The organism is Salmonella sp. SAL04162, assembly GCF_046551535.1.
GTDB lineage: Bacteria > Pseudomonadota > Gammaproteobacteria > Enterobacterales > Enterobacteriaceae > Salmonella > Salmonella enterica.
In genome coordinates, this window is sequence record NZ_JBGDVX010000001.1 from 272,046 (window position 1) to 288,096 (window position 16,051).

Here is a 16,051-nt window from a genome sequence, read left to right on the forward strand (position 1 = left end):
ATTATGCTTGCCACTTCAGACCTGTGGTTTCGTTATCAGGATGAGCCGGTACTTAAAGGGTTAAATCTGGATTTTTCGCTTTCGCCTGTTACCGGTTTGGTGGGCGCGAACGGCTGTGGGAAGTCTACGCTTTTTATGAACCTGAGCGGCCTGTTGCGTCCGCAAAAAGGGGCCGTGTTGTGGCAGGGAAAACCGCTGGATTACAGCAAGCGCGGACTACTGGCGCTGCGCCAGCAAGTTGCGACGGTTTTTCAGGACCCTGAACAGCAGATTTTTTATACTGATATCGATAGCGATATTGCGTTTAGTTTACGTAATTTGGGGGTGCCGGAAGCGGAAATCACGCGCCGCGTCGACGAGGCGCTAACGCTGGTTGACGCCCAACATTTTCGCCATCAGCCCATTCAGTGTTTGAGTCATGGGCAAAAAAAACGTGTGGCTATCGCCGGAGCGCTGGTGCTACAGGCGCGCTATCTATTGCTGGATGAACCCACTGCTGGTCTCGATCCCGCAGGGCGCACTCAGATGCTTGCTATCATCAGGCGGATTGTGGCGCAGGGCAATCATGTCATTATCTCCAGCCATGATATCGATCTTATTTATGAAATTAGCGATGCCGTATACGTGTTACGTCAGGGCCAGGTCCTGACGCATGGCGCGCCTGGCGAGGTTTTCGCGTGTACGGAAGCGATGGAACAAGCGGGGCTAACCCAGCCCTGGCTGGTCAAACTTCATACTCAACTGGGACTGCCGCTGTGTAAAACAGAAACGGAGTTTTTTCATCGAATGCAAAAGTGCGCATTCAGGGAGGCGTCATGACACAGGCAGTTATGTTGCAGGGGACGGCATCCGACGTCGGCAAAAGTGTGCTGGCGGCGGGTTTATGCCGCATTTTTTATCAGGATGGTCTGCGTACCGCGCCGTTTAAATCGCAAAATATGGCGCTTAATTCTGGTATTACGCCGGATGGTAAAGAGATGGGGCGGGCGCAGATTTTTCAGGCGGAAGCCGCGGGGATCACGCCAGATGTGCGTATGAATCCGGTGCTGCTCAAACCGACCAGCGATCGCCAGGCGCAGATCGTGCTGATGGGGAAAGTGGCGACCAATATGGATGCGGTGAGTTACCATGACTATAAACCGCGTTTGCGTGAGCAAATCCTTGCGGTCTATAACAGCCTGGCGCAGGAATATGACGTTATTGTGCTGGAAGGCGCCGGAAGCCCGGCGGAAATCAATCTGCGCGATCGTGATATCGTCAATATGGGAATGGCGGAAATGGCCCAGTGTCCGGTTATTCTGGTGGCGGATATCGACCGGGGCGGCGTATTCGCCGCTATTTATGGCACGCTGGCGCTGTTGCATAAACAGGAGCGTGACAGAGTAAAGGGCGTCATTATCAACAAATTCCGCGGCGACGTGGCACTACTCTATTCCGGTATCGAACAAATCGAATCGCTTACCGGCGTCCCGATCCTGGGCGTGATGCCGTGGCTGGATGTGGATCTGGAAGATGAGGATGGCGTCGCGCTGCAAAACGATAAATATCGCGGTAACGCCCCCCGTGATATCACTATTGCCATTGTGCAACTGCCACATATTTCTAACTTTACGGATTTTAACGCTCTGGCGGCGCAGCCGGATGTGCGCATACGCTATATTCGCCGCCCGGAAGCATTGACTGACGTTGATCTGGTGATCCTGCCGGGCAGTAAGAATACGCTGAGCGACCTCGCCTGGCTGCGCGAAAGCGGGATGGCGGATGCGGTATTGCAGACACATCGGCAGGGCGTGCCGGTGATGGGAATTTGCGGCGGCTACCAGATGCTGGGCGACACCATTGTGGATGAGGTGGAGTCGGGGCTGGGTACGCAGCCGGGCCTGGGGCTGCTTAATACGATCACTCGCTTTGCACAGGATAAAACCACGACGCAGGTTAACGCGACAATGTCAGACGAGCTGCCCGGCTGGCTGGCTGCCGCAGCGGGGCTACCGGTACGCGGTTATGAAATTCACATGGGGGAAACGGTGCTGCAGGAAGGATGCTGTACGGCCATGACGTTACAGAAAAATGGATGCTCTGTGGCGGATGGTGCGGTCACCGCCGACGGACTGGCGTTTGGCACTTACCTTCACGGCCTGTTTGACAGCGATGCGTTTACCCGTGCGGTGGTCAATGGGTTACGGGCACGAAAAGGGCTTGCGCCGTGGGAAACGACTTTTTGTTATGCGGAGCATAAAGCGCGGCAATTTGATCTGCTGGCGGAAGCGATGCGGCAACATATTGATATTGATAAAATTTATACCATCATGCAACAACATCAGGAGCCGGTATGATGATTCTGGTGACGGGCGGGGCGCGTAGTGGTAAAAGCCGTCATGCTGAAACCTTAATTGGCGATGCGTCGCAGGTACTGTATATCGCCACCTCGCAGATTCTTGATGACGAGATGGCGGCGAGAATTCAGCATCATAAAGATGACAGGCCGGCACACTGGCGGACCGCAGAATGCTGGCGGCATCTTGATACGTTGATTACCGCGGATCTTGCCCCTGACGACGCGATTTTACTGGAATGTATTACCACCATGGTGACGAATCTGCTGTTTGCGCTGGGAGGAGAAAACGATCCCGAACAGTGGGATTACGCGGCGATGGAGCGCGCCATTGACGATGAAATTCAGATTTTAATTGCAGCCTGCCAGCGCTGCCCGGCGAAAGTGGTACTGGTGACAAATGAGGTGGGAATGGGGATCGTCCCGGAAAATCGTTTGGCGCGCCATTTTCGTGATATTGCCGGTCGGGTCAACCAACGACTGGCGGCAGCGGCGGATGAGGTCTGGCTGGTGGTCTCAGGTATTGGAGTCAAAATTAAATGAGTAAGCTGTTTTGGGCCATGCTCGCTTTTATTAGCCGCTTGCCCGTGCCGTCACGCTGGTCGCAGGGACTGGATTTCGAGCAGTATTCGCGTGGGATCGTGATGTTTCCCTTTATCGGGTTGATTCTGGGAGGGATAAGCGGCCTGATTTTCATCCTCCTGCAATCCTGGTGCGGCATTCCGCTAGCGGCGTTGTTCTGTATTCTGGCGCTGGCGCTGCTGACCGGTGGTTTTCACCTGGATGGGCTGGCCGATACCTGCGATGGCATTTTTTCCGCGCGCCGCCGTGAGCGAATGCTGGAGATTATGCGCGATAGTCGTCTGGGAACCCATGGCGGGCTGGCGCTTATTTTTGTGCTACTGGCAAAAATTCTGGTGGTCAGCGAACTGGCGTTACGTGGAACGCCAATGTTGGCGGCGCTGGCGGCGGCCTGTGCGGCTGGGCGTGGCAGCGCCGTTTTATTGATGTACCGTCATCGCTACGCCCGTGACGAGGGGCTCGGCAATGTATTTATCGGTAAAGTCAGCGGACGGCAAACCTGCATTACTCTGGGATTGGCGGTAATCGTCGCCACGGTATTACTGCCTGGTATGCAAGGACTGGCCGCAATGGTGGTCACACTCGCGGCGATTTTCATCCTTGGCCAGTTGCTTAAACGTACGCTTGGCGGTCAAACCGGCGATACGCTGGGCGCGGCGATCGAACTTGGCGAACTGATCTTTCTGCTGGCTCTGTTATGAGCCGATTATTACGGACGAGACATCTTATGCAGACACTACACGCTTTACTCCGTGACATTCCTGCGCCGGACGCCGAGGCGATGGCGCGTGCGCAGCAACATATTGACGGCCTGCTCAAACCGCCGGGCAGCCTGGGCAGACTGGAAGCCTTAGCCGTTCAGCTCGCGGGAATGCCGGGGCTTAACGGTACGCCGCAGGTAGGTGAAAAGGCGATGCTGGTGATGTGCGCCGACCATGGCGTCTGGGATGAAGGCGTAGCGGTTTCGCCCAAAATCGTGACGGCGATTCAGGCGGCGAATATGACGCGGGGAACAACCGGCGTATGCGTGCTTGCCGCTCAGGCCGGTGCGAAGGTGCATGTCATTGATGTTGGTATTGATGCTGAACCTATTCCTGGCGTAGTTAATATGCGCGTCGCGCGCGGCTGCGGAAATATTGCCGTTGGCCCGGCGATGAGTCGCTCGCAGGCTGAGGAGCTTTTGCTGGAGGTTTCCCGCTACACCTGCGACCTGGCGCAACGCGGCGTGACCTTATTTGGCGTAGGGGAGCTGGGAATGGCGAACACCACGCCAGCCGCCGCGATGGTCAGCGTTTTTACAGGAAGTGATGCAAAAGAGGTGGTGGGGATTGGCGCGAATCTTCCGCCTTCCCGCATCGATAATAAAGTGGACGTCGTGCGGCGGGCGATTGCGATTAATCAGCCCAATCCGCGCGACGGCATTGATGTGTTGTCGAAGGTGGGTGGTTTTGATCTGGTCGGGATGACCGGCGTGATGCTTGGTGCGGCAAGGTGTGGCTTACCCGTATTGCTGGATGGCTTTCTTTCCTACTCGGCAGCGCTGGCGGCCTGTCAGATTGCGCCTGCCGTGAGACCTTATCTGATCCCGTCGCACTTTTCGGCGGAAAAGGGTGCCCGCATCGCGCTCGCGCATTTGTCTATGGAACCCTATTTGCATATGGCGATGCGGTTAGGTGAAGGAAGCGGCGCGGCGCTGGCGATGCCGATCGTGGAAGCCGCGTGCGCCATGTTCCACAATATGGGGGAGTTAGCGGCCAGTAATATTGTCCTGCCGGAGGGGAACGCAAACGCAACATAACCCGGGCGCACAACACCAGCCATGTGAGAAAAAAGCTATACTTAACGCACACCTGCCGCGACAAAGGAAGGGATATAATGCGTCGTACCACACCTTTTTTTCCGTTTTTCGTCTTGTTGGTAAGCCATTTCTCGCTGGCTATAAGCTATCCGTTGCCGCCCGAAGGCAGTCGTCTGGTAGGACAGCCTGTCACAATCGCTGTACCGCAGAACAATACTCAGCCCTTAGAGTCATTTGCCGCCCGCTACGGTCAGGGACTGAGTAATATGCTTGAAGCGAATCCCGGCGTGGATGTGTTTTTACCTCAGTCTGGTTCCACACTGGTGGTGCCGCAGCAGTTGATTCTGCCTGACACCGTTCGTGAAGGTATTGTGGTAAACGTCGCCGAGATGCGCCTTTATTATTATCCCGCAGGCACGAATACGGTTGAGGTGCTACCTATTGGTATTGGTCAGGCTGGCCGTGAAACGCCGCGCAACTGGGTAACTGCGGTTGAACGCAAACAAGATGGCCCGGTTTGGGTGCCAACGGCTAATACGCGTCGGGAATATGCTAAAGAGGGAAAAACGCTGCCCGCGATGGTGCCTGCGGGGCCGGATAACCCTATGGGGCTATACGCAATATATATCGGCAGGTTATATGCCATCCATGGCACTAATGCTAACTTTGGCATTGGCCTTCGCGTCAGTCAGGGCTGTATCCGTTTACGCAATGACGATATTAAATATTTATTTGACAATGTTCCTGTAGGAACCCGCGTTCAGATTATCGACAGGCCCGTTAAATTTTCGGTAGAGCCGGATGGCAGCCGTTGGCTAGAGGTACACGAACCGCTTTCTCGCAACCGTGCTGAATTTGAGTCAGACAAAAAAGTTCCATTGCCCGTTACGCCAGTGCTGCGCACGTTTATCAAAGGGGATGACGTTGATACTTCGCGGGTTAATGAGGTGCTGGAGCGCCGTTCCGGAATGCCGGTCAACATTAGCGCAGGCAGGTCTGGCCTTTAAATATCCTGCCACATTGCTGGTTTTCATGGGCTGGAGTATCTGTATTAGTAGTGAGTGTCATGGCAGGGGCTTCATTTTCTCAACGAACCGTGAGGCCCCCGATTAAGTCCCCAAAAACTATGGGTGTCAAAAAACCCGGCAAACCTTATCAGGTCAACCGGGTAAAGATAAGTTCTTGTTTTTTAAACGTCTCCGGACTCACCAGGATGTCCCGAAACTAAAATCTGGCTCCTCTGACTGGACTCGAACCAGTGACATACGGATTAACAGTCCGCCGTTCTACCGACTGAACTACAGAGGAATCGTGTGGGGTCGTATATTAGCGGCGGAAAAATTTTTGTCAAACCCCATTTAACCCCTTACAGATTCGATTGCGGGTTATCTCATCACTTTGTTGCATTTGCAGACATTTTTTCTGCAAAAAGCTTTGCAGCCTTACGATTTCTCGCTCATTATTGAAATGTGGTTTCAACTCTCTTCTTTAAGGTCCATTTTGAACGTCTCCACTGCCTTACGCCAGGTTGTCGTCCGTACGCCCTGGTATGCCAAACGCAAGAGTTACAAGGTGTTGTTCTGGCGTGAAATCACCCCACTTGCTATCCCCATTTTTCTGGAAAATACCTGTGTTTTGCTAATGGGCGTGCTCAGTACTTTTCTCGTCAGTTGGCTGGGCAAGGAAGCAATGGCAGGCGTGGGGCTTGCCGACAGTTTTAATATGGTAATTATGGCTTTTTTTGCGGCTATCGATCTTGGTACTACGGTGGTGGTCGCCTTTAGCCTGGGCAAGCGCGATAGGCGACGGGCAAGGGCGGCGGCGCGCCAGTCGCTGGTGATTATGACGCTATTTGCCGTTGTGCTGGCAGTGGTCATTCATTATTTCGGCAGCGAAATTATTTATATTGTCGCAGGCGAGGCGACGCCAGAAGTAAAGGGGCTGGCGTTAACGTACCTTGAACTGACGGTGCTGAGTTATCCGGCTGCGGCAATTGCGCTAATCGGTAGCGGCGCGCTGCGTGGGGCAGGGAATACGAAAATCCCGTTGATGATTAACGGCGGGATGAACATTCTCAATATTATCATCAGCAGCATCCTGATTTACGGGGCTTTCTCCTGGCAAGGGCTGGGTTTTGCCGGCGCGGGGCTGGGATTAACCATTTCGCGCTACATCGGCGCGGTAGCGATTATTTGGGTGCTGATGATTGGTTTTAATCCGGCGCTGCGCATTCCGCTGAAAAGCTATCTGAAGCCGCTGAATTTCGGCATTATCTGGGAAGTGATGGGTATCGGTATTCCGGCGAGCATTGAGTCAGTGCTGTTCAACGGTGGCAAGCTACTGACACAAATGTTTGTCGCCGGAATGGGCACTAACGTTATTGCGGGTAACTTTATTGCTTTTTCCGTGGCGGCGCTTATCAACCTGCCGGGTAACGCCCTTGGTTCGGCGTCGACTATTATCACCGGTAAGCGTCTTGGTACCGGACAAATTGGTCAGGCAGAGCGTCAACTGCGCCATGTATTCTGGATGTCGACTATCGTACTTACGGCAATCGCCTGGGGGACAGCGCCGTTCGCGGGTCTGTTTGCCTCATTTTATACCCAGGAGCAGGACGTAAAAGAGGTAGTGAAAGTTCTGCTCTGGCTTAATGCTGCCTTTATGCCAATTTGGGCGGCCGCGTGGGTGTTGCCGTCGGGTTTTAAAGGCGCGCGCGATGTGCGATTTGCGATGTGGGTATCGATGCTGGGGATGTGGGGCTGTCGCGTTGTGGCAGGGTATACGCTTGGTATTGTGCTGGGTATGGGGGTTGTAGGGGTTTGGCTGGGGATGTTTCTTGACTGGGCCGTGCGCGGCGCACTGTTTTACTGGCGTCTGGTAAGCGGGCGCTGGCTGTGGAGATACCCGCGCGTAAAGAGGGAGTAAGCGCTTTTTGCTGTGAAAATCATCAGGAAACGGTGAATTTTAACCGAAGTGTGGAATAAAACAGCAAACGAACTTTTTTTGTGAAAACAGGCTTTGACAAGCCAGGGGCACCTCGTTAATATTCGCCCCGTTCACACGATTCCTCTGTAGTTCAGTCGGTAGAACGGCGGACTGTTAATCCGTATGTCACTGGTTCGAGTCCAGTCAGAGGAGCCAAATTTCTGTTTTCAGGCGTACTTAAGAGTACCTATATGATTAGGTTTCAATAAGTTAGCGTGAAAATCTTCCCCGATGCGTATCTGGTTTTCCCTCCGCATCCGGCGAAATTGGTGGTCTGATTTGGGGTCATTTCAGTTCGATAATGGAGTGACCACCATATGTCCCTGTCCGACGCGAAAATCCGCAGTATCAAGCCTTCTGATAAACCCTTTAAACTGACCGATTCTCAGGGTCTGTATCTGCTTGTAAAGCCGGGCGGTTCACGCCTCTGGTATCTCAAATATCGCTTCAACCGAAAAGAATCCCGTATCGCATTAGGCGCCTATCCGCAGGTCTCGCTTTCCGACGCCCGCCAACAGCGCGACGGTATCCGTAAACTACTGGCGCAGAATATCAATCCAGCACAACAACGCATGACTGAAAAAGCCGCCGCGTCACCGGAAAAATGCTTTGAGGCCGTTGCGGTGGCATGGCACAAAACCAACAAAAAGTGGTCGGCTGACTATGCAGAGCGCATCCTTGCCAGTATGAAAAATCATATCTTTCCGGCAATCGGTCATCTGCCCGTCACTCTGCTGAAAACGCAGCATTTCACGGCATTGCTGAAAGTTATCGAGGACAAAGGCTTTCTGGAAGTTGCGTCCCGAACCCGGCAGCAGCTTTGCAACATCATGCGTTATGCCGTGCAGCGGGGGCTAATCGAAAACAATCCGGCGCTGCATCTGGAAGGCGTCACCGCGCCGCCGGTTAAAAATCACTATCCCGCCCTGCCGCTGGAGCGGTTGCCCGAGCTGCTGGAGCGTATCGGTGACTATCAGCAGGGACGGCAGTTAACAAGGCTGGCGGTGGTGCTGACACTCCATCTGTTTATCCGTTCCAGTGAACTGCGCTTCGCCCGCTGGAGCGAGATTGATTTCAGACATAAAATCTGGACTATTCCCGCTACCCGCGAGGCAATTGACAAAGTTCGTTTTTCAGGTCGTGGCGCAAAAATGCGTACTCCGCATATTGTCCCGCTTTCTCGTCAGGCTATCGCCATTCTGAAGAAGATACACGAAATTTCCGGCCATCTGGAACTGGTGTTCCCCGGCGACCATAACCCGTATAAGCCGATGAGTGAAAACACTATTAACCGGGCGCTGCGTCTGATGGGTTACGATACCAAAACCGAGGTCTGCGGACATGGCTTCCGGGCAATGGCCTGTAGCGCACTGGTGGAATCTGAACTCTGGTCGCGGGATGCCGTGGAGCGGCAGATGAGTCATCAGGAGCGCAACAGCGTGCGGGCGGCCTATATTCACAAAGCGGAACACCTTGATGCTCGTAAAGCGATGATGCAGTGGTGGTCAGATTATCTGGACGTGAGCCGCGAGAGGTACGTTGCCCCCTATATTTATGCCCGGCGGCATAAGGCTGCCTGAGCCAGAGACGGCATAATTTGTTGAAAATGAAAAAGCAGATCCTGATTGAATCCGGATCTGCTTTTTGCATTGGGAAATCGCCGCCAGACAATCTGCACCAGTTCAGTGTCATCGTTTACCTGCACCAGTCCGCCGTCACCTGCCTGTGTCAGGATTGCGCCAGATATTATCGGATAAACATCGAACTGCGCCAGTGTTAAGGCCCTTTCAGCCCTTTGGCCTTTTCCGGTCTGGCGCTGTTACCCTTAACCCCCCTTTACCTTTATCTGGCCTTTTCCTTTTGCTGGCGCAATCATCAGCAAAAATACCGTATATGCTGCACCAGAAGCCTGTTACCAGGCTATACCGTTCATAAGCACCGTTATTAAGAGGAAACCGTACAAAAAATTTCTACGTAGAAATTTTTTCGGTGGATAACGATGAATAAAGGATATTTTATAATATGATGGCTATCAAAAATCGACCAACAAAACTTAACACATTGATTTACAATAAATAATCATGAATTTAATAGTCGATAATTATTGTTCTTGTCAGTATTGATAGGAAATCGTACAAAAAATTTTGCCCCCAAAATTTTTTGTACGAAAACCGATGGATAACGCGATCTTTTCAAGACAACAACTATCAGTCAGCATCCCATCGCCCATAAACCTGCGCCACATACCGCCCGCGCCCGTCGCCGTGACCCAAATCCATCGCCGTCATCGCCAGCGCTTCCTTCTCACAAAATCCCTGCGCCAGATAATGACGGATCGCATCCTGAGCCCAGGCGTAGCGAAGGGAGTGCGGAGAGTATGCGCCCGTTAACCCGAGACGTGACGCCTGACTGTGCCAGTATTTCATCGCGCTTTTCAGATCCGGCTTATCTATCAGCCTGCCGTGACGATCTTCTGCCACAGCCAGCGCATTATCCAGCACTTTTCTGACAGCGCCAGCATCAAGAATAATCGTCTCGCGGGGCCGCCCGCCTTTGCTGCCGAACACCACAGTTAACCGGGGATCGCCGCGTTCCAGCGCCTGCCGCCACGTTTTCAGCGACTGCACGCTCTGCACCGCCTCCTGCGAGCGTAATCCCATCAGCCTTGAGAGTTCCAGCGCTGCCGCCAGCCCCGGATCTTTTGCGCGGGCCGTCTCCAGCACGTCACGATAGTGCTCCGGCGTGATCGCCAGCTTTGTACCGTTGCGGGATGCGCCGGACAATCCCAGCGAGCGGTTGTTCAGCCGCTCACTCTGCGCCAGCCTGTCACGCCCGGCCTGTTTCAGAATACAGCGCACCGCCGCCATCTCATTTTGCAGGGAACGCTTTGTAATGCCCTGCGCCAGCCGTTCACGGATATAACCCTCTATATGTCGCGCCTTAAGCTGCTCCACCCGGCGGATCTGCACATTCTGCGCCAGTACCAGACGCTCACAAAACCGCTGCGCCAGCTTAATGCGGTCGTGAACGGTCTTATGGCTACCGCCTGCCTGCTGCGCCAACCGCTTCATTTCCTGCTCCAGTATTCCCATACATTCTCCTTTTCATGAATGCCGCAAACTCATTCCCCAAAAATCCAACACTAATACCGCTTTCCCCGGCGCACAGGCCGATAGCCCCTGTTTTTTTGTCGGGGCTGCGAACGATACCTGAGCGCCGGGGCGGCAGCCGTTGAGGTGTGGTGGGGCTTCGGTTGTGCTCTCTGAGCAGCCGCCCGCTTGCGCGGGTTATCCCCCGGATCGTCCTGATCCGCCTCGGTATCGGTTCATGTTCTCCTTATGGTCAAATGGCCTGAAAAGGCGGTGTCAGATCCCAGCCGTGGGCTGGCGCAGTTGAGTTTTCTGGTGCAGGTCGAAAGGGCTGCGTGCGTCACTTTCCCGCTTGGCGCGGTTAAAGTGACGCACGGGACTGGTGCAGTGTTTTTAAAATCACAGGCTGGTGCAGTTTTACGGCCACGCGGCAGCAAATCCTGACGGCAATGCAGGCCGCAGCCCGTAAGGTAAAAGGCGCTGAGGGTGTCAGCAGATGCAGGTTATCCGGGAGAATTCCGGCGCGGTGCAAATTCAGACCAGCAGATTGGCGCAGTAAAGGGTGTATCGTGTTAAAACTCGGGCCTCCGTCGCGATGCTCTGCGACCCGGTGTTTGCAGAGGTCTGCACCGGTAAACGGATCAACCGTCCTGATAACAGGCGCTTCTTTCAGGTTGCGAAGCGTTGGGCGCTGTCAACGACAGCATGGAGCAGGAGGGAGACTACGCCAGTGCCGTTGGCGCAGAAAGGAAAAACTGTTTTTACCCGCAAAAGGATTTTTTAATCACTTGTTGATATAAAAAATGAGGGCGCCGTATGTGACAGCGCCCTCGTTCAGGTTACATAAAAAGCATCAACTCAAAATGGCTTCCAGTCGGGCCAGCACTTCATTCACGACAGCGTCGGGTATGCGCTCCAGTCGCTTGCCATTTCGGGCTCCCATATCAATGGTTCTGGGCTGGTCGCAGCGGATTACGCCCGTTGTTTTCGTTCCCGCGTCGTCCAGTGAGACGGTAAAACCGGCTGCACGGGCAAAGTTTCCGCCGCTGGTGACGGGAACAACAACGGGTAGTCGGGTCAGCTTGTTAAACGATGCTTGCGATACGATGAGTACCGGACGTTTTCCACTTTGCTCATGGCCGGCAATCGGATCCAGTGAAACGAGCCAGATTTCCCCTCTGTCCATTTACAGGAGCTCCTTGCCCACCGCAGGCGCATCAATCCATTCCCGATCTTCCTCACTCATTTCTGCGTGCGGATCGCACTGCGCCAGCAGTTCCTCAAGCGAATAACGGGGCCGTCTCTGGGGTTCAATAATCAGGCAGCCATTATCAATGGTCATTCCCACTTCGCTATCTGTCGACAGCGCCAGCGTTTTCAACACGGCGGGAGGAACCGCCAGCATGACGGATCCGCCGACCTTTTTCAGGCGAGTTGTATACATAGAGCACCTCCGAATATTATATTTTAATATAACATCAACGGCAGGCGATGCACAATTATTCATCAGATTCATTGTGATTTCCTTAGCGTAATAATGCGTGATGAAAGCCTTAATCCATCGAAGGACAGATCCGGCAGTTTTCAAAGGCGGCATTGCCGGTAAAACGGCGACCATCCTGATACATCAGGCGCTTCTTTCAGGTCATGAAGCATTTCGTGCAGGCGGGAGCTTAGTTCGTGGTAAGAAGGTCGATAATAGAAAACTGTTTTTGCGGTTCAAAGGATTATGACAAATCAGATAAACAAAATGCGGCGCAGCTTCCGTATCCGGGCTGCGCCGGAGGAACATCAGAGATAGCGTGAAGGCCAGATTTGCTCAGGCGCGATGCCTAACGCTTCCGCTATCAACCTTTCGCCTTTGGGCCAGCGGCGGTTAAGGGCGTTGGTCAGCGTGGAGGACGCCAGCCCGGCGTTACGGGAAACCGCCGCCAGCGATGTCCCCCGCTTTTTCAGCGCCGCGATAATGTCGGCGGGATGCCAGTCAGACGGCATCATGCTTTGACCTCCACTCCGTCAATAAATTTCACGCCACCGGCAGTACGCAGCCAACGTGGGGCCTTCATTTCCGCAGCGAAGTAGTTGATCAGGTCGTACAGCAGCCAGCTAAGGTATTTTTCCGTTTCAGAGGCAAATCCCAGCCCCGAGAGGGTTTGCGTGATAGCAAGGCAGTAATGACAAAGCTCAGTACATTCAGGATCGAAACGGGGAGTGGTCGCAGGAAGCGTGTCAACGGTCAGGCTTTCAACCAGATGGGGAGGAACAGGTTCTAACAGTGTTGGTTGCAGCAGCATCAGACAGGTGTTGATTCTGCCGCAGAGCGCCATTTTCAGCGTGGGATTGTTACTCTCAATCAGGGTTTCGGCAAAGGTTTCGCAGTGATCGGCAAGTACGGTGAAATCCGTAGCAGCGCTGAAGGGAACGGAAAGTAACGCACCGGGTGACTTAATGAAAGATGGAGTGAAATCTGGCATAAATGCCTCCGTGAAATTTTTTTGAGATGGCCACATAAAGTGGTGCCGGGAGGCTCAAAACGGCTTCACGAAACCGCGGACTTATTTCCCCGAAGGGTGTTGTATTAGTCGCCCTCCCGACTTTGATCGGGCAGCATACTCCCTCCGTCCTTTCGGACGGAGGGTATAAAAAAGCCAACACTGACGGGGTTGGTTTTGGCCGCGTGAAAGAGGTTTTGAGTCCTCGTTTGTTAGGATATCAACGATTAGGGACTGACGGCAAGAGGGCTTGAGGAATATTGCTGACATTCATACAATAAAAATATCATTAAATTGTCATTTATATGAATTCTGACACTTCCTGAAGCCCATATTGCAAAAGGTATCACTCAGGAAATCTGTCCCCACAAACTGGAACGACTACAATTATTCGTTGCTAAGTTTAAAAGTAGAGAAGAAGGTTGGATATAGTGGAATTTGTTCGCATTACTTATTTTCCACAAGCTCTCTAATTATAGAGATCTGTCAGAAAATTATATATCCATTACTAACCCTTCGTAAATAATGAGTAATATAAACATTCTAAATGCCATATCTTTGGCATAATTTACAAAATCAAAAAGGCACATTATATTAAAATAATATGCCTTACAATTTATTATTCAGATGATGCCCGAACACACTTCTTGCCATCAGGGTCTATATCTATTAAAGTGTATTTATATTTACCACCTAAGTTGCCTAGTACTTTGCTTAAGTTAGCAGTATCAGTTTTATGCCGTGTATCTTTTGATATACACATAATAATCTGTTTCTTCGTTAAAGACGCATATTTTAGTAAGGCAGACATACTCTCAACATTCATAGCATGTTGTCCAGGTTCATCCATGACCAAGAACCCTGGATGATTTTTAGATGATTCTAGTAATGTCAGATAAAAAGCCCATTGAGCACGGATAAAATCGCTTGCAGACGAACTAAGTCTAATAGGTTGAACATTCCCTCGAATAATAACAACTGGAAGCAGTCTTGATGGGGGTTTATTCTGTATAGTTATATGATTTATATCGTTGCTTGTATAAAAGAAATATTCCTTGCTTAATAAGCGTTTAAATCCACCAATATAATCAGATATCTTTACATTATCTCGCTCGTCAGAAACTTTTAAGGAGCTTTTTTCATCTTTAATTTCTGACAATTCCACTAATATATCTTTAAGCTCCTTTTTTATTCTACTGAAATCATCTAAAAGTCTGTTGCACTCGTTTATTTTTTGGCCTATAGTTATTTCATTAAATATAAGGGTCCTGATATTTTTATCTTGAGATGATGAGATATCTTTTCTTAGATTTTTAATCTCTTCTTTCTTAAGAAAAATTTCTTTTGACAAAAAAGAACTCACGTCATTAAAGTTAGAGTCCAATTCCTTATATTTTCTTATATAAATATCATATAAGTTTCGTTGACTTTTAAGAAAGCTTATCGAATCCTTTAAACTAACCTTGGAACTATCAATTTTCAGTCTTGATTCAACATCTAACTCATGATCACATACAGGGCATAGAATGAGATCTTCAGCATCAGGCATAAATCTATCCAACTTTATAGCACTATCTAACCTCTCAATCTCAATATCAATCTTTTTAATTTCCTCAAGGTAGCCATCTATTTTTCTCTGTTCTTTTATTTTTTCATTGTTTATAGCTCTCAACTGTCTATTCAATAATGTGATTTCTGACTGTAATTTTAACTGAGAGTTTTTAATATTATCTGGAGTGTTAGAATTCTCTTCATTTTTTATTTTCTTAAGAATATCAGAACGTTCACCAACTAGATTTGATATGTAATCTTTTAGATCAATCCAATCTCTTTTTTCTTCAGATATGACGCTTAATGATGATAATGAGACTCCTTTTAGATCATTCTTTATTAAATCAGGATAAATACCTCTCAAAGAAAACCCTTGTGAAGTTGCTCGCTCACTAATTTTTGTATATCTCATTCCCCATTCATCTTTTATATTTTTTTCACGCTGTAGTAAAATATCTTTTCTTATTTCGTTATCTAAGCTTTCTAGTTGCAACAAGAACTCAACAAGTTTTTGTTTTGCATCTTTAATTCCAAAGTTTGGCATCTGTGCAAAAAAATCAGACCATCCCTTTGTTTGTTCAATAAGAGCACAAGGAAATACATTCTGTAGGTATAAACTTTTACCTTGGTCTAAAGCATCCTCATGAACCGTTGGTAATGTAATACCTAAAAATAAGGTTAACCAATTATAAAAGCCTTCAGGTCTATCATGATCTCCTCCAGAATGTAAATAATATGAGGATGTACTACCATTTTCTATCACTATAATTTTATTACAGCTTTCATTGTTAAAACTTTTTATATATCTCTTTAATGTTGCTTCACGAGTTTCATTTTTTATAATCAGTTCCGCATAGGAATTTGTAACCTGTAGAGTATTATTATCGTATTCAAACTCTTCAAACAAACTTTTATCAAGAACTAAACTCCTATTTCCCCCTAGTAACTGCTCCATTCCTAAACAATAATAAATACATGAGACTATCGTTGACTTTCCACTTGAATTTTGCCCCGTTATAATATTCAAACCGCTGCTAAAACCATAACAAAAACCGAACCTTGTAGCATGATGCTTTACATCTATAAGAACCTTTATTTGCTTTATTTCCATGATCTCACCAAATTAGTTTTTGATTATCTAATTTTTTCAAAGTTAACGAATACGCCAATCTTTGAGCAGATATATTTATTTCTGAAAACAAACCTTCATTTATCATCT

15 protein-coding genes and 2 tRNA genes are annotated in these 16,051 nt (G+C 50.1%); 10 read left to right on the forward strand and 7 right to left on the reverse strand.

The window, feature by feature from the left end:
• Window positions 1–3 precede the first annotated feature (3 nt).
• The 6 genes from ACLJRH_RS01420 to ldtA all read left to right on the forward strand — a co-directional run bounded on the left by ACLJRH_RS01420 (window position 4) and on the right by ldtA (window position 5,722).
• Entirely contained in the window at window positions 4–819 is an 816-nt protein-coding gene (locus ACLJRH_RS01420; protein WP_000881544.1) for an energy-coupling factor ABC transporter ATP-binding protein, read from the forward strand.
• Window positions 816–2,336, forward strand: coding sequence for a cobyric acid synthase (locus ACLJRH_RS01425; RefSeq protein ID WP_023136913.1), 1,521 nt, complete (start codon window positions 816–818; stop codon window positions 2,334–2,336). The genes ACLJRH_RS01420 and ACLJRH_RS01425 overlap by 4 nt, the downstream gene beginning before the upstream one ends.
• Window positions 2,333–2,878: a bifunctional adenosylcobinamide kinase/adenosylcobinamide-phosphate guanylyltransferase gene (gene cobU, locus ACLJRH_RS01430; protein WP_000973196.1), complete on the forward strand. Its 546-nt coding sequence runs from the start codon at window positions 2,333–2,335 to the stop codon at window positions 2,876–2,878. The genes ACLJRH_RS01425 and cobU overlap by 4 nt, the downstream gene beginning before the upstream one ends.
• The gene (gene cobS, locus ACLJRH_RS01435) at window positions 2,875–3,618 is read left to right on the forward strand and encodes an adenosylcobinamide-GDP ribazoletransferase (RefSeq protein ID WP_023136914.1); all 744 of its coding nucleotides are present in this window, start codon (window positions 2,875–2,877) and stop codon (window positions 3,616–3,618) included. Before cobU ends, cobS begins: the two co-directional genes overlap by 4 nt.
• 26 nt (window positions 3,619–3,644) lie before the next feature.
• Complete coding sequence (cobT, locus tag ACLJRH_RS01440; RefSeq protein WP_001193969.1) at window positions 3,645–4,715, forward strand: nicotinate-nucleotide--dimethylbenzimidazole phosphoribosyltransferase; 1,071 nt, start codon at window positions 3,645–3,647, stop codon at window positions 4,713–4,715.
• Between the two features lie 77 nt (window positions 4,716–4,792).
• Window positions 4,793–5,722: a L,D-transpeptidase gene (gene ldtA, locus ACLJRH_RS01445; protein ID WP_001255049.1), complete on the forward strand. Its 930-nt coding sequence runs from the start codon at window positions 4,793–4,795 to the stop codon at window positions 5,720–5,722.
• 225 nt (window positions 5,723–5,947) lie between these two features.
• Here the strand turns inward: ldtA and ACLJRH_RS01450 are convergent.
• Window positions 5,948–6,023 (reverse strand) — tRNA-Asn (locus ACLJRH_RS01450).
• A gap of 159 nt (window positions 6,024–6,182) precedes the next feature.
• On the opposite strand from ACLJRH_RS01450, the gene ACLJRH_RS01455 reads away from it, so the two are divergent.
• The 3 genes from ACLJRH_RS01455 (at window position 6,183) to ACLJRH_RS01465 (ending at window position 9,280) form a co-directional block, all read left to right on the forward strand.
• The gene (locus ACLJRH_RS01455) at window positions 6,183–7,640 is read left to right on the forward strand and encodes an EmmdR/YeeO family multidrug/toxin efflux MATE transporter (RefSeq protein ID WP_023137323.1); all 1,458 of its coding nucleotides are present in this window, start codon (window positions 6,183–6,185) and stop codon (window positions 7,638–7,640) included.
• A 140-nt stretch (window positions 7,641–7,780) separates the two neighbouring features.
• A tRNA-Asn gene (locus ACLJRH_RS01460) sits at window positions 7,781–7,856 on the forward strand.
• A 161-nt stretch (window positions 7,857–8,017) separates the two neighbouring features.
• On the forward strand, window positions 8,018–9,280 hold the full coding sequence (locus ACLJRH_RS01465) for a tyrosine-type recombinase/integrase (protein ID WP_023137322.1): 1,263 nt from the start codon (window positions 8,018–8,020) through the stop codon (window positions 9,278–9,280).
• Between the two features lie 627 nt (window positions 9,281–9,907).
• Here ACLJRH_RS01465 and ACLJRH_RS01470 read toward each other — a convergent pair.
• From ACLJRH_RS01470 to ACLJRH_RS01480, 3 genes are all read right to left on the reverse strand, one after another.
• Window positions 9,908–10,792, reverse strand: coding sequence for an integrase domain-containing protein (locus tag ACLJRH_RS01470; protein WP_023137321.1), 885 nt, complete (start codon window positions 10,790–10,792; stop codon window positions 9,908–9,910).
• An 850-nt stretch (window positions 10,793–11,642) separates the two neighbouring features.
• Window positions 11,643–11,975, reverse strand: coding sequence for a type II toxin-antitoxin system PemK/MazF family toxin (locus tag ACLJRH_RS01475; protein WP_023137319.1), 333 nt, complete (start codon window positions 11,973–11,975; stop codon window positions 11,643–11,645).
• Window positions 11,976–12,233, reverse strand: coding sequence for a hypothetical protein (locus ACLJRH_RS01480; protein ID WP_023137318.1), 258 nt, complete (start codon window positions 12,231–12,233; stop codon window positions 11,976–11,978).
• 100 nt (window positions 12,234–12,333) lie between these two features.
• On the opposite strand from ACLJRH_RS01480, the gene ACLJRH_RS01485 reads away from it, so the two are divergent.
• Window positions 12,334–12,522, forward strand: coding sequence for a hypothetical protein (locus ACLJRH_RS01485; RefSeq protein ID WP_223120927.1), 189 nt, complete (start codon window positions 12,334–12,336; stop codon window positions 12,520–12,522).
• Between the two features lie 58 nt (window positions 12,523–12,580).
• On the opposite strand, the gene ACLJRH_RS01490 is transcribed toward ACLJRH_RS01485, so the two are convergent.
• From ACLJRH_RS01490 to ACLJRH_RS01500, 3 genes are all read right to left on the reverse strand, one after another.
• Window positions 12,581–12,787 (reverse strand): helix-turn-helix domain-containing protein, encoded by a 207-nt coding sequence (locus tag ACLJRH_RS01490; RefSeq protein WP_023137317.1) that lies wholly within the window; start codon window positions 12,785–12,787, stop codon window positions 12,581–12,583.
• The gene (locus tag ACLJRH_RS01495) at window positions 12,784–13,263 is read right to left on the reverse strand and encodes a hypothetical protein (protein WP_023137316.1); all 480 of its coding nucleotides are present in this window, start codon (window positions 13,261–13,263) and stop codon (window positions 12,784–12,786) included. The genes ACLJRH_RS01490 and ACLJRH_RS01495 overlap by 4 nt, the downstream gene beginning before the upstream one ends.
• A gap of 637 nt (window positions 13,264–13,900) precedes the next feature.
• Window positions 13,901–15,943 carry an AAA family ATPase gene (locus ACLJRH_RS01500; RefSeq protein WP_023137315.1) on the reverse strand — a complete coding sequence of 681 codons (2,043 nt, stop codon included), beginning with the start codon at window positions 15,941–15,943 and terminating at the stop codon, window positions 13,901–13,903.
• Window positions 15,944–16,051 lie beyond the last annotated feature (108 nt).